Annotated in this window: 13 protein-coding genes and 1 pseudogene; 5 read left to right on the top strand and 9 right to left on the bottom strand. The window is 64.0% G+C overall.

From position 1 onward, the window contains the following. Positions 1-36: 36 nt before the first annotated feature. From VT84_RS38535 to VT84_RS13875, 4 genes and pseudogenes are all read right to left on the bottom strand, one after another. Entirely contained in the window at positions 37-240 is a 204-nt protein-coding gene (locus VT84_RS38535) for a hypothetical protein (RefSeq protein ID WP_157469496.1), read from the bottom strand. A gap of 74 nt (positions 241-314) precedes the next feature. After that, positions 315-503, bottom strand: coding sequence for an IS3 family transposase (locus VT84_RS38530; protein ID WP_157469495.1), 189 nt, complete (start codon positions 501-503; stop codon positions 315-317). Continuing rightward, on the bottom strand, positions 479-958 hold the full coding sequence (locus VT84_RS38525; protein WP_162271699.1) for a DDE-type integrase/transposase/recombinase: 480 nt from the start codon (positions 956-958) through the stop codon (positions 479-481). The genes VT84_RS38530 and VT84_RS38525 overlap by 25 nt, the downstream gene beginning before the upstream one ends. 35 nt (positions 959-993) lie before the next feature. Continuing rightward, positions 994-1,410: pseudogene (locus tag VT84_RS13875) on the bottom strand (IS1 family transposase); the annotation flags it as partial. A 461-nt stretch (positions 1,411-1,871) separates the two neighbouring features. Between VT84_RS13875 and VT84_RS13870 the strand changes: the two are divergent. The 4 genes from VT84_RS13870 to VT84_RS13855 all read left to right on the top strand — a co-directional run bounded on the left by VT84_RS13870 (position 1,872) and on the right by VT84_RS13855 (position 7,852). Beyond that, on the top strand, positions 1,872-2,639 hold the full coding sequence (locus tag VT84_RS13870; protein WP_082839974.1) for an ABC transporter ATP-binding protein: 768 nt from the start codon (positions 1,872-1,874) through the stop codon (positions 2,637-2,639). After that, positions 2,636-4,486, top strand: a complete 1,851-nt coding sequence (locus VT84_RS13865; protein WP_082839973.1) for a hypothetical protein — start codon at positions 2,636-2,638, stop codon at positions 4,484-4,486. The genes VT84_RS13870 and VT84_RS13865 overlap by 4 nt, the downstream gene beginning before the upstream one ends. A 129-nt stretch (positions 4,487-4,615) precedes the next feature. Next, positions 4,616-5,371 (top strand): hypothetical protein, encoded by a 756-nt coding sequence (locus VT84_RS13860; RefSeq protein WP_082839972.1) that lies wholly within the window; start codon positions 4,616-4,618, stop codon positions 5,369-5,371. Between the two features lie 171 nt (positions 5,372-5,542). Then, positions 5,543-7,852 (top strand): beta-galactosidase trimerization domain-containing protein, encoded by a 2,310-nt coding sequence (locus tag VT84_RS13855; RefSeq protein ID WP_082839971.1) that lies wholly within the window; start codon positions 5,543-5,545, stop codon positions 7,850-7,852. Between the two features lie 68 nt (positions 7,853-7,920). Here the strand turns inward: VT84_RS13855 and VT84_RS13850 are convergent, their stop codons facing one another. The 3 genes from VT84_RS13850 to VT84_RS13840 form a co-directional block, all read right to left on the bottom strand. After that, positions 7,921-9,429 (bottom strand): hypothetical protein, encoded by a 1,509-nt coding sequence (locus VT84_RS13850; protein ID WP_052558111.1) that lies wholly within the window; start codon positions 9,427-9,429, stop codon positions 7,921-7,923. Positions 9,430-9,475: 46 nt separating this feature from the next. Further along, positions 9,476-10,426 (bottom strand): response regulator, encoded by a 951-nt coding sequence (locus VT84_RS13845; RefSeq protein WP_052558113.1) that lies wholly within the window; start codon positions 10,424-10,426, stop codon positions 9,476-9,478. A 275-nt stretch (positions 10,427-10,701) separates the two neighbouring features. Continuing rightward, complete coding sequence (locus VT84_RS13840) at positions 10,702-10,956, bottom strand: hypothetical protein (RefSeq protein WP_082839970.1); 255 nt, start codon at positions 10,954-10,956, stop codon at positions 10,702-10,704. Between the two features lie 53 nt (positions 10,957-11,009). Between VT84_RS13840 and VT84_RS13835 the strand changes: the two genes are divergently transcribed. Continuing rightward, positions 11,010-12,248: a class I SAM-dependent methyltransferase gene (locus VT84_RS13835; protein WP_162271698.1), complete on the top strand. Its 1,239-nt coding sequence runs from the start codon at positions 11,010-11,012 to the stop codon at positions 12,246-12,248. Here VT84_RS13835 and VT84_RS41695 read toward each other — a convergent pair. Then, positions 12,223-12,696: an ISAs1 family transposase gene (locus VT84_RS41695; RefSeq protein WP_255359568.1), complete on the bottom strand. Its 474-nt coding sequence runs from the start codon at positions 12,694-12,696 to the stop codon at positions 12,223-12,225. The genes VT84_RS13835 and VT84_RS41695 overlap by 26 nt on opposite strands. 77 nt (positions 12,697-12,773) lie before the next feature. Then, positions 12,774-13,367, bottom strand: coding sequence for an ISAs1 family transposase (locus VT84_RS41690; protein ID WP_157469492.1), 594 nt, complete (start codon positions 13,365-13,367; stop codon positions 12,774-12,776). Positions 13,368-13,898: the final 531 nt, after the last annotated feature.

The following is a 13,898-nucleotide window of genomic DNA, read 5'->3' as shown; positions in this document are numbered from 1 at the left end:
CATTCATGCCAGCGGTGTTCCCGTCCTCAACAATCCTCAAATTTTCTCCCCGGTTACCGCCTTCTGCTGCTCCTGAGGTGGCTCGACGAAGTTGAGTCCGGGCCCGCCGGTCGTGCTGCCGTCAAGAAGCCGCACGACCGGCGTCGGAAGTTTGTTGACCACGGAACCCAGATCACCGAGCCGCGTGCGGGCGTATCGTGATGTCGTCAACCGTGGATCGCTATGGCGTGCGAGCGTCATTGCTTGTTTCAAATCCGCACCGGTGCGAAGAACGTCCGAAATGTATGGAGTTGCCCACGAATAGTGGACAGCTTTTAGCGGTGGGGTTGGTTATGCGTCCGCTCGTACTCGTCCGGGGCCACGTACCCCAGAGCCGAGTGTCGGCGGACGCGGTTGTAGAACACCTCGATGTACTCGAAGATGCTCGACCTCGCTTGGTCGCGGGTGGCGTAGTCCTCGTCGTGAACCAACTCCTTCTTCAGGCTGGCGAAGAACGACTCCATCGGCGCGTCGTCCCCGCAGTCCCGCGCCGGCTCATGCTGCACGCGATCCGCTCCTCACGTAACCGATGTTGGTAGTGCTCGCTCGCGTACTGGCTCCCGCGATCCGAGTGCGCGACCAGGCCCGAAGGCGAAGCCCCCTTGAGAGAGAGGCGGCGGGCCAGCGCCATCCCCAGCGCGTCCACCAGTCGGCTGGTCATCGCGTCGTCCATCGACCCGCCCGCGACCATGCGGCCGAACAGATCCTCGACGACCGCCAGGTACAACCACCCCTCGCGCGTCGGGACGTAGGTGATGTCGGCATACCAGCGCTCGTTCGGCTCCTCCGGGTCGAATGCCCGATCCAACACGTTCTTGGCCACCGGCCGCGCGTGGTTGGAATCGGTCGTCTGGCGGAACTTCCGCTTGGTCTTCGCGGCGATCCCGGCCTCGCGCGTGACCCGGGCCACGAGGTTCACGCAGCACTCGTGCCCCCGGCTCACCGGTAATGGCCCTACGGTCGGGACATGTTGTACAGTCGTATGAAGTACGATACGGTGCCGAGGTGATTCCTTGGGCACTTGGAGAACGTGAGGGCCTTCCGGACGAACCGGGCGCACCGTTGCCGTAGTGTGAGCCAGAAGCGCTCGACGTGTGCGGTGCGGCCCGTGTCCTTACCCACGGCCCGGTGCCGGGCTTTGGGAATGACGACCCGGTATGAGGCGAGGAAATCGGTGTACACGGTGCCCCCGGTCCGGTACCCGCGCGGGAGCGCGTCCCAGAGGCCCCGGGCCGTTGCCGCGGACCGGTCCCCGAGGACCATTGCCAGGATCCGCCGGGTGCTCGCGTCGAGAGCCACCCAGACCCACCGCACGTCGGCCTTGGTGCCCACGAAACTCCACAGCTCGTCGGCCTCGATCACGACCGGGCCGGTCTTTTTGGGGGCGCTCCGGGATCATGCGGGGTGCGGTCCCGGTACCGTTGGTTGACAAACCCTTGGAGCCACGACCGGGACACCCCGACGGCACGCGCGATGGCCCGGATCCCGACGCGCGATGGCCCGGAGCCGGCGGACCAGCGCCCTGGTGACCTCCGGGACCGGACCGGTCTTCGGGGCCGCGACGAACCGCCGGTCGCACCCACGGCATCGGAACCCCGGGGTGCCCGAATGGGTGAGGCCGTTACGGGCAACGTGCGTCACACCGCATCGAGGGCACGGCGGAACCGGAGGCGGAGAAGGAGTTGAGGCGGACATCTTAACAACTCACGGCGATCCCGACCGTAGGGCCACTACCCACTCGCGAACGGTGCCCTGAGTAAACGGGCTTCGCGAACGAAGACACCGTAAGCTGTACCCGTCCCATCGGTCCGACCATTTGTTCGAGGAGTCACATGAGTCCGGCCATTGAAACACGCGGACTGACCCGGGACTTCGGCGATTTCCGCGCCGTGGACGGGATCGACCTGCGGGTCGAGCGCGGCACCTTTTACGGGTTCCTGGGACCGAACGGGGCCGGCAAGTCCACCACCATCAAGATGCTCACCGGCCTGCTCGCGCCGAGCGAGGGTACGGTCCGCGTGCTCGATCGAGATATTCTCGATCCCAAGCAGTCCCTCGACGCCAAGCGGCACATCGGCGTGATCGCCGAGAACCTGTCGCTGTTCGACAACTTGACCGCACGCGAGTACCTGACGTTCGTCGGTCGCATGTACCTGATGCCCCGCGACACGATCCGTCAACGATCCACTGAGCTGCTCGACGTGCTGGGGCTGGCCAACGAGGAAAAGAAGCTCACGCTCGAATACTCGCACGGAATGAAGAAAAAGCTCGCGCTGGCCGCGGCACTGTTACCGAACCCGGACCTGCTGTTCCTCGACGAACCGTTCGAGGGAGTGGACGCGATCACATCGCGTGTCATCCGCGATCTACTGGCCGGATTCGTGGCCCGCGGGTCCACCGTATTTCTCACGTCGCACGTGTTGGAAATCGTGGAGCGCCTCTGCACCCACGTCGGGATCATCACGGGCGGGCGGCTCACCGAACAGGCGTCGCTGGAAAGCATCCGGCAGGGCGATTCCCTGGAGAACCGGTTCATCCAGTTGGCCGGCGCGGACGCGACGGCCACGTCGAAGCTGGCCTGGCTGGAGGTCGCCCAGTGAACCGCGAACACCTTTCAGCGTTCCTGTGGCTCCGCTGGCGGTTGCGATACAACCAGTTCCGGAAGGCCGGGCCGCTCAACGCCGCACTTTACGTCGTTTTCGTAGTCTGCGCGCTGATTGCCGCGGTCGGGTTACTCGTCACCGGGTTCCTGGTCGGGTTCTTTGCCCTCCCCCACGCATCCCCCGCGGTGCGATTGCTGGTTTGGGACGGCATCGTCGTCGCGTTCCTGTTCTTTTGGATGATCGGCCTGCTGACCGAACTCCAGCGCACGGAGGGGTTGGCTCTCGATAAGGTCATGCACTTACCGGTGTCCCCGTCCGGGGCGTTCGTCATCAACTACGTCAGTTCGCTGTTTAGTCTGACGCTGATTACATTCGTGCCCGCAATGTTTGGACTGATTATTGGGGACGTGTGCGCGGGATCGGTATCGGTGCTTCTGGCGCTCCCGCTCCTGGCGGCGTTCGTGCTGGCGGTCACCGGCGTCACGTACCAGTTCCAGGGGTGGCTCGCGTCCCTCATGGCCAACCCGCGCCGGCGCCGGGCCATCATCGTGGGCGTAACCACCGGTTTCATCCTCTTGGCCCAAATACCGAACCTGTTGAACGTCACGCGCCCGTGGGGCGGCGCGGCCAAGAGCGATGTTAAAAGTGATGCCGTAGTCCAACTTAACGACCAGCGTGCGGCAGCGAGCGCGGACCTCGCGGCCCAGAAAATCACACTTGAACAGTACCAGCAGCGGGAAAAAGAACTTCAGCAGGAATTCAAGGACCGGCAAGCACGCGAGTCCCAACAGGCACTGGAGAAAACCGGAAACATCGCACGAGTCGCGAGCATGGTGATTCCCCCGGGATGGCTCGCTCTTGGGGCGGCTGAACTCGCGGCCGGGTCGGTGCTTCCCGCGCTCCTCGGCACACTCGGGCTAGGGGCGATCGGTTTCGCGAGCCTCCGGCGCGCGTACCGCACTACGCTCCGACTCTATTCGGGCGAGTTCACCGGCCAGAGCCGCCAAGCGCCTTCTGTGCAAGCCGCCCCGATAGATCCGAGCCGCGTGCGCCTCCTGGAACGCTCGATCCCGTGGGTCTCGGAACAAGCCTCGGTGGTCGCGTTCACCACGTTCCGGTCACTGATTCGGGCGCCCGAAGTGAAGATGGTGCTCATCGCGCCTTTCATCATGCTGATCGTGTTCGGTGGGAGCGCGATGTCCGCGAAAGCCGAAATACCAGCAGCCATCCGCCCGCTGATCGCGCTCGGGTCCGGGATCGCGGTACTGTTCTTGTGTGGGGTGCAACTGATCGGGAACCAGTTCGGGTTCGACCGGTCCGGGTTCCGGGCCTACGTCCTCTCCCCGGCCCCGCGGCGCGAGATCCTCCTGGGTAAGAACCTGGCGCTGGCCCCGTTCGGCGTGGGTATGGGGTTGATCGTGGTCCTAATCATGGGGATCGCGTACCCGATGCGGATCGACCACTACCCCGCGGTGGCCGCCCAGTTGGTGACCGCGTACCTCCTGCTCTGCTTACTGGCGAACGCACTTTCGATCCTGTCCCCGATCCGGATGGCCGCGGGGTCCATGCAGCCGAGTCGCGTGAAAATGCTCCCCGTGTTACTCCAGATGGCGTTCCTGGCGGTTCTTCCCGTCGTGCTACTTCCGGTCGCGATCCCGTTGGGCGTCGAGTTACTTCTGGCCGAGCTGAGCGAAATCCGAGGGTGGCCGGTGTCTCTGGTCCTGTCGATACTCGGGCTGGGAATCGCGGCACTCGCTTACCGAGCCGTGCTGTCGAGCGAGGGGCGCTGGCTGGCACTCCGCGAGAAAGCCATCCTGGAAATCGTCACACACAAGGAAGAGTGATCCGCGGCGCATAAAATCAAATTCGGGGTGCAAAAGTGCGCCTCGACTCAATTCTGCGACGGATGCGGCGAATCACTGGCGGGGTCGTCACCAGGGCGACCCCACACCACTTCCCCAACGAGAGCGACGATGAGACACGTCCAACATGCGTTCCTGGCGTTCGGATTCGCCCTCGCGGTAACTGCGCCTGCCCGGGCCGACGGTGCCGCGGACGCACGGGCACTGGTCGAAAAGGCCGTCAAAGCCCACGGCGGGCAGGAAAAACTCGAAAAACTGCCGGCGATCGTCACGAAGTTCAAGGGCACGTTCCACGGCATGGGAGAAGGCATCCCGATGAGCGGCGAAATCTCCGTCCAGGGAGCGGACCGCCAGCGGGTCGAAATTGAAGTGGAGGCCGGCGGGCAGAAGATCCCGATCACCATCGTCGTGACGAGCGACAAGGGCTGGACCAAGATCGCCAAGGACACCAAGGAGATGGATAAAGACGAACTCAAGGAGGCGCTGGAACAGGCCCACGGCGCGTGGGTGGCGACCCTCGCCCCGCTCAAGGACAAAAAGTTCACCCTTTCCACTATTGGCGAAATGGAGATCGAGAAGCGGCCGGCGCTGGGCGTCAAGGTGTCGTGCAAGGGGCACCGCGACGTCGATCTCTACTTCGACAAGGAGAGCGGCATGTTGGTCAAAACCGAGGGCCGCGTGAAGGACGAGGGCAGCGGCCAAGAGGTTACCGAAGAGTCGTTCCACAGCGATTACAAGGACGTTCAGGGCACCAAGCAGCCCATGAAATTCACCGTGAAGCGGAACGGCAAGCTGTTCATGGAGGGCGAATCGTCTGAGGTTCTGCTCTCGGAAAAGCTCGACGCAAGCACTTTCGCCAAGCCGTAAGATCAGGTCGTTACATACTGGAGGGGTCGTTGACTTTGTGTTCAACGACCCCTCCACGCTTTTTCGCGTGCTACACAGCCTCTCCAGATATCGAACTTAACGCGAGCAACTCACACGCCCTCTGGTTAGAATGCGGCTCCGCACGAAGTTCTCCCCACCCCGGAGCCGCTCATGTCTCTCCCCTCTCGGCGCGAGTTCGTTTGCACCGCGGCGGCGGCCGCTGTGAGTGTTTCGGAGGGCTCGCTCTCCCGCACCACCGCCGGTGAAGACGCAAAGGCCAATATTTGGGGCCGCGCGATCCTCCCGCAACCGTTCGAGAAGGGGCCGTTCCACGAAGTGAAGGTTCCGGCCTGGGTGCAAGACAGCACCGGCGCGGGGTACACGCTCTCGGTCATGAGCACCGAGCAGCGCAAAGAAGCCGCGCACGCGGGCGTCACCATCAGCGAAATGGGCTTCATCGACCCGTTCTTCGCGTACTACGACAGTAAGCTTCTTAAGCGGCGCAGCCCGCACGTCGCCCCCGGTAGCCTCAAAAAAGACATCGCCGAATACCAGAAACTCGGCGTGCGTGTCCTCGGCGTGTACCCGCCCACGCTCCAGGCGGAAGTGTGGGAACTGCACCCCGACTGGCGCCGGGTCGCAACCGATACCGATCAGATCCCCGAAATCGATCTGAAGAAATTCCCTCACGGCGGGATGCTCTGCCCGCTCGGGCCGTATGGCGATTTCTTCATTGATGTGCTCGCCGAAATCGTCACCGAGTTCCCGGCCGTGAGCGCGTTCAGCTTCGACGGCCTGCACCACGGCGGCGGGTGCTACTGCAAGCATTGCCGTGCGAACTACAAGAAGGACACCGGCAACGCGATCCCCAAGCACGACATGCAGAGCGAGAGCTTCCGCAAGTACCTGCACTGGGCCGACCGCAAGCTCGAAGACCTCGTTCAGCGAATGCAGACGCGACTCAAGAAGATCAACCCCGACATCGCGCTCGTGACCTGGACCACAAACGCCGGGCGGTTCGGGCACCTGCTCGACATCCCGCGGAACATGCCCGCCCGCATGAACCTCCTGTTCGACGCACCGGACCAGGAGTTCTGGTTGGATGAAACGAACCGCGGGTCGAGCATCGTCCCGGCGTTCGGCGTGGCCTACGTCTGGGCCGTGTCGAACCACCGCGTCGCGTTCGCCGAACCGTATCTGATGAGCCGCGGGAACCCCTACGGCAAGGACAGCTTCCCGGCCCACGAAATCGAGCGCCGGATGATGCTCGCACTCACACACGGCGCCGGACCGAGCCTTGCGATACTCCAGCCCGAGAACCTGAAGCCAGCGGTACACCACTGTTTGGCCGAAGTGAAGAAGCGCAAACCGTGGCTGACGCACAAAGCGCCCGAACCGTGGGCCGCGATCCTGGTGAGCGACAACACCCGCACCTTCTACGGCCGCTCGCCGGGGCAGGTCGAAGACCGCTACCTCGCGAACGTGTTCGGTTTCTTCCGGGCCGCACTGGAAGAACACCTGCCCGTCCCACTCGTCAACGACTGGAACCTCACTCCCGCCGACCTCGCGAAGTACAAGGTGCTGGTACTCCCAAACGCAGCGTGCCTGAGTGACACCCAGTGCGATGCGATCCGAAAGTTCGTCGAACGCGGCGGCGGACTGGTCGCGAGCCTCGATACGGGTCTGTGCGACGAGTTCGGCACGCCGCGCAAAGCTCCGGCGCTGACCGACGTGCTCGGTGCGACTCATAGGGGAGTCGCGGTTGCGGGGAAAATCAACGACAAGATCGACGAGAATTTCGCACGCACGCTACCACCGGAATACTGGACGAAGCGCAAGGGCGTGTGGGATTTCAAGCGCGGAGCGAACCCGCAATCCTTCCTCGACACCGAGAAGCTCACAGATCTACTCGGCAAGGCGCTCGTGACCTTTAAGGGGCCGGTCGCCCGCGTCGAACCGCTCCCCAAAAGCTCAGTCGACGCGACCGTGCGCACGAAGGACACGCAGGAACCGGAACTGCCCGCGGTGGTGTCGCACAAGTTCGGTGCGGGCAAGGTCGTGTACCTCGCGGCCGGTGTTGATGCGGCCCATTACTCGTCGTCGTACCCGTACTACCGGCTCGTGCTCGCCGGGGCGGTGCGCGCAGTCGCAAGTACCCCGCCTCCTGTCGAAGTCAACGCCCCGATGTGCGTGCAGGTCAACACGGTGCGCCAGACCAAGAACGGCGAACGGCTCGTCATTCACCTGTTCAACGACGTGAACACGACCGCGGGTCACGGGCACCCCGCGGAAGAAGTTCCGCTGCGCGAGGAAGTGATCCCGATCCACGACATCGAGATCAAGCTGCGGGGCTACAACGTGAAGGAAGTTCTCCAGGAACCGGGCGCTCACGGTTTGAAGTTCACGAAAACCGGTGACGTAGTGACGTTCACCGTGCCAAAGCTCCGCGTTCACACAATGGCGGTGGTGGAGTTGGGTTGAGGTTCAAAGAGATTTGACGGCGACTGCGCTCGGCACAATCCATGTGGCGAGCGCAGAGCAACTACGCATCACGCCAGCGCCGCGCGGGTACGCTTCACGACCGGTGAATCGGGTGCGTCCGAGCCTTTCAGCCAGAAGACGGTCGCGGCCAGGAACCGGTCGCGCCACTCCGGTGTGATGAACGCCGCGTCTTCCATCACCGACGCGCTGAACTTGTAGTCGTGTGAGTCGGTGCCCTTCAGGAAGATCAGTCGGCGCCCCTCGTCGATCAGCTCTTTCGCAGCGGCGGGATTTCCGCTCAAAACGCTGAGCGCGGTTTGCGCGGCCTTCTCCTTGTTACGCGACAGTTCGCCATACACTTGCGGTACCGTGAACTTGGCGTTCTCGTCGCGTGGGGAAAGTTCATCGATCTTCACGTCACCTATTTTCCCGCGCGACTTCATCGCGTCGCGGAACAGCGGCAGGAACGACGCGGCTTGCAAGAGCGTGAATTGCCGCAGCGCGGCGTCGTTGGTGGTGCGGTAGGCGTAGTGCAGCGCGTTCAATGTCGTGAGCGTGTGCAAGCTCACGATGCCCGGTTGCCGCATCAGGAGTTCGCCGGCACCGAGGAACATCCCGTCCCAAACCGAACGCGGAGCCGCTCCACTTTGGGTGAGTGTGGTCACAGTTTGGGCCAAGTCGTCTGCTGATCCCGTCCGCAACTCACTCAACACATCCGTGGTCGCAGAACGTGCGGGTTTGGTCGCGTTCGCGGCGCGGAATTCTTTCGCGCGCTGTGCGTTCTTGCGCCCGGGGCGGTCCGGTTCGAGATCCTCTTTCGCGGGGTTCTTGCCATCGTGCTTGAGCAGCGCAAATGCGAGCGAGCGCAACACTGGCTCCGCGTGGTGCCAGCCGATCACGTCCAGCACGCGGAACGCATTGCACACGTAGATGATCTTGTGCCCAATGTCGCGGAAGTCGCGGCTGCCGTACTTCGCGAACAGGTCGAACAGTTCGCCCGCGGTCGCTGTGCGCACCAAACCAGCCACCGCCGCGTCCGCGGCTTCGACGTCCCAGTTGTCCATCGCGGTTACGAATGTTTCGCGCGCTTGTGGCGCGGTCGGAACCTTCGATTCGTCGGCCGGCTTCATCCGCCAGCCGCTCTCTTTTAGATTGGTGGCCTGTGCGCTTTTGAAGTTATCGAGCGCCCAGAACAGCGGGAGCCAGCGCTCGTTGTCCGGCCCCGCGAGCGCGGCCTGGTGCGCCGAGTTCACCACCAGCACCGCGTGGAACTTGAACCCGACGCTCGGGCGCGGTTGCACGTTGCGCACGCCCGCGAGCAACAGCCCCGCGAGCACGTCGCGGTACGCCAATCCCTTCTTGATGCGTGCCCCGATCTCTTCGAGCAGTTTGTCGCGGTTGGTGTCCTCGATGAGGCGCACGAGTGGTTCGATGTCGGGTGCGAGCCGCACCAAGTCTTTGTCGAGTTTCGCGTCGTCGGCGCTCACAATGGGGAGCCCGGAGAGGAACCCGAGGCTCCCCGCGCCCAGCGCGGCGGACGTTTGGAGGAACGATCTGCGGTCGGGAGACGTGGACATGCTATCGCTCCGGGAGAGGTGGGCGATCCGAGCGCATTGTACCGCGTCACGAGTCGTCGCGCGAAGAACGGTCCCGGCGCTTCACGAGCGTGACGCGGTTGCCGGTCGCATTGTACCGCACTTCGTCCATGAACGCGCGCATCAGGAGCACGCCGCGCCCGCTCGCGCGCTCGATGAACTCGGGATCGAGCGGGTCGGGCAGCTTCGTGACGTCGAACCCCGGCCCCTGATCGAGGATGACGAACGTGGCCCGGGCGGGAGTGAGTCGCGCGGTGACCCGCACCCGGCGCGCGCTGTACGGTTCGCTCCCTCGGCGCTCGCGGGCTAGTTTGTGGAACTCCTCGTCACCGTTCTCGCGCAGGTCGGAACTCACTTCCAAGTTGCCGTGGTAGATGGCGTTAAGAAGGGCTTCTTCGATCGCGATACCGGCCCGGGTCGCTCCGGTGAGGTCGCACAATCCCATTTCGATCAAATCTTCACGAAACTGAGCGACGAGCGGCGGGACCAACTGCGGATCGCTCTCGATGATGTACTGCGAACTGCGGCGCGTCATCCCCTGGAGAATCTGGTACCGCCGGTGGGCCGCCTGACCAACGGACAAAACGCGATCGAGGACCGGGATCAGATCGTGCGCGAGGGACTGCTTCGCGACGTAGTCCGCGGCCCCGGCCTTGAGCGCGGCGACGGCCACACGCTCGCTCCCGCTGCCGGTCATGAGCACGACCGGCACGCGCGCGAACTGCTCGCGCACTTTCTCCACGAGCGTCAGCCCGTCCATCCCGCTCATGTTCATGTCGGTCAGGAGCAGGGCCGGTTGCGATTTGGTGATGGCCGCGAGCGCTTCTTCGCCGCTCCGGGCGAACGCGACGCGCCAGCCGCCCTGCTGTTCGAGGAGCCGCCCCACGTAGCGCTGTTCGAGGAGCGAATCGTCCGCGACGAGAATAACCGGCAGGTCCGGTACCGCGTTGGGCGCAGGAACAGGGGGCGGGCCGGCCATCGGCGGCTACCTCGCGGCACGGGCGACGTGTGCAGTGTGCGAAAATTCTACCAGATTCCCGGTCCGGTGGCACAACCGACGGGTTCCCGAATGTTAAGTAGTTCGTCAGTTATTATAAACGAAGGCGCCCGCGTCACCTGGACGCGCATTGTGGTACTTGGCGGTACGATTTGCGGCACGATGTGGGTGCGCAGCCCAGGTGACCCACAAAACCCGTACCAGAAATGACAACGGCCGGCATAAGCCGGCCGAGTGTTCGATCGATCGAATCCGCATTACGCTTTCGGCTGTTCCGCGGGTGCAGCGGCAGGAGCCGCCTTCGGAGCGGACTTCTTGGCCTTCCGCTTGGCTTCGCGCTCCGCCTTCACCTTCACTTGCCGTTCCTTTTCGGCGGCGGCGAACTTTTCCTCGGCGGCGTTCACCTTCAGGCGTTCCTCTTTCGGGAGGTACACGCCCGGCCCGAGGCGCTGTTCGTACTTCTTGCGGCGCTTTTCGGTCGCCTTCCGCTTTACGGTCGCGGGATTACCCATGATCGACTCCGTTAATGGTCTGTGTGCCTAAACTGATTCGGTTTAAGGTAGCGGTGCGGCACACGAACGTCGAGGGCGGGCGAGCGATCATGGACCTGGAAGTGTTTCGTCAGTTGTTGACCCCTGTGGGACAGGGCGCGCTGCGCCAGGCGGTCACCCTTCAGCCCACCGAGGCGACTTTTCTTGCGAATTCCGCGGCGCTCCGCAAGCATCATTCGCCGGAACTTGCGAAGATCGCCCTCGAAACGGCTCTCCTGCGGCTCAAAGCACGCGACAAGTTCACCGACGCGGACCGGATGTACTTCACGCGAGAGGCGCTCGAACAATCCACGAGCGACGTCGTGGCCCGTCACCGGACCGCTCGGTTCGCCGGTTTTGGTCGCGTTGCGGACCTGTGCTGCGGGATCGGCGGTGATGCCCTCGCGTTTGCCTCAGCGGGTTTGACGGTGGAGGCTGTAGACATCGATCCGCTGCGGATCAGCATGACAGAAGCAAACGCCGCGGCAGTGGGAGTCAGCGATCGGGTCCGAGGGATCGTAGGGGATGCACTGACTGTACCGCTCGAAACAAAAGCCGCGTTCGCCGACCCAAACCGACGCAGTGAAAACCGCCGGTTCCTCAGCCCGGAAGATTACACGCCCTCATTAAGTGCGATTCGGGCACGATTCCCGTCAAACTTCCCGCTCGCGGTCAAAATCGCGCCCGGGGTGGCGAAGTCGGACCTTCCTCCGGACGCGGAAGCGGAATTTGTCTCCCTTCACGGCGAACTCAAAGAGTGCGTGCTGTGGTTCGGCTCGTTACGCGGAGCCACTCGGCGCGCAACGTTACTTCCTTCCGGGGATACACTTGCGGCCGACGCGCCGGCCGATTCGCTTCCGCTCGCGGAACGGGTCGGTGCCGTGATTTACGACCCCGACCCAGCGGTCACGCGAGCCGGGCTGGTCCACGAACTGGCTACACGCATCAACGCCGAACCGATCGACTTCGAGGTGCAACTTCTCACCTCGGAGCAACATACGGTTACGCCGTTCGCGACCGCGTTCCGCGTGGAGCACTCGGCGCCGTTTCATCCGAAGCACCTGCGAGACTACCTGCGTGAGCACCAGATCGGCCGCGTTACCCTCATCAAACGCGGCTCGCCCGCGGACGCCGACGATGTGCTCAAGAAGCTCAAGCTCGACGGCCCGAACCACCGCACCCTGCTCCTCACCCGCGTGGCTGGCGCGCATACCGCGATCGTGTGCGAGCGCCTCCAGGGCCGTTCCTTTATTCACCTTGCGGGATGCCGATAAGCGCCTGTGCTTGGTCCGGGTGTATTTGAAGTTGTTCGATGGCCTCGGGGTGATTCTTAGCCCGAACCCGGGACAACAAATGAACCACGGCATTGCGCAAGGCCGCGAGAACCTGCGGGGCGGTGCCCTTGCGCACCCGGCACGCATCCTCGCCCAGAGTCACGTCCCGAACGTAATGCAACGGGTTCTCGATGCCCCAGTGGTCCCGAACCAGGCCCCGAAGTGTTGCCGCGTCCGCGCGCGCCGCCGAGAAGCTGGTGATCCCATGCACCACCTCCACGGTCCGCACCCCCTTCACCATGCGCTCGCGCGTTACTTTGAACCCCTGTTTGAGTCCCTTCCACTTCGGGGTCACCGTCAGGATCCGCGTGACCTCAAGGGTCCGCTTCTCCCGACGCCCGTGACCCTTGTCCGTTGACGCGGCCGACCGGCGCCGGGACCGATTCAGGGGGAAGTGGGCGCCGCGATCGAGCGGGCGGCGGTTGCGAACGCGAACCCGCTCTCGATGTCGATGACCAAGGCCGGTTAGTTGTTCTTGGCCACCAGGACGTACTCGCCCCCGGCTTCGATCACCTGCTCCACCAGATCCCGTTGACAGAACATGGCGTCGCCCGTCACCACCTTGCCTTTGAGGGGCAGGATCCCCAACAGTTCCAGCGCGGCCTTGTGTTCGTTGGTCTTGGCATCGACGCGCACCTGGGCCAGCACCGCCTTCACCGCGGGCGCGAACGCGGCGACCAGGTGCAGTCCGGGCACGTCCCCGTCGCGACTCCCACGCAGGGTCTTGCCGTCGAGCGCGAGGTGTTCAAACGCGGCGGGGTCGATGCGCCCCTCGATCCAGCGCGACAGGGCGACTTCGAGTTGTTGCGCGTCGAATCGTCGGAGCGTGCGCGAGAGCGTGGACGTGGTAGGCGTTTGGCCCCGTCGGAACCCGAGTGCGTGGGCCAGTGGGGTTCCGTGTTGTCGCCCGAATCGCGCGATCCCGGAGAGGCTCTTGCGTCCCATGAGCAGGGCCAACGCGACGAGTCCCAGAACGGCAGGCAAGGGGTGGACACGACCGTGGCGACTGCGTGGGTCGGGGAGCGTGGCGAGCGCGTCGTACAGGGTGCGAGGGGGCATGCGCAACTCCGGGACCAAGAGGCAACGCGCCCCGATTACCCAACCGCACTCAAATCCACAACATGAAACAAGGAACGGTCCTGCGAGGGGTGCGACATGCGCGTCGGTCGAGGACGGTCACGGTCGGCACGAGGAGCGATACGTGACCGTGATCCACGACCCCGAAGGGTTACCGGCGGTTTGGACGGACGTGGGCGCGGTCGTGGTGGTCGGGTGCGAGCGCGCGGCGAACGGGACGAGCGCTCGCGCGTGCCACTTCTACCTCACGAGCCGACGCGGGGCGGCCGAGGAGTTGGGCAGTTACGTCGTCGCTGGGGCGCAGAGAACGGTCCGCACTGGTGCCGCGATATCGCGTTCCGAGAAGACTAGAACCGGACCTGCGATACGAACGCCGGTGCCAACGTGGGCGTGGTTCGGCGGGTTGCCGCCTCGCTCCTCAAGCAAAATCCCACGCGCGGGAGCATCAAGGCCAAGAGATTGAGTGCCGGATGGGACCAGCAATACCTCGGCGAGTGCTACAAGGATTCAAGG

This window comes from Gemmata sp. SH-PL17 (assembly GCF_001610855.1).
GTDB lineage: Bacteria > Planctomycetota > Planctomycetia > Gemmatales > Gemmataceae > Gemmata > Gemmata massiliana.
Note: the sequence above shows the minus strand (reverse complement) of the source record. Positions and strands in the feature narration are given on the sequence as shown.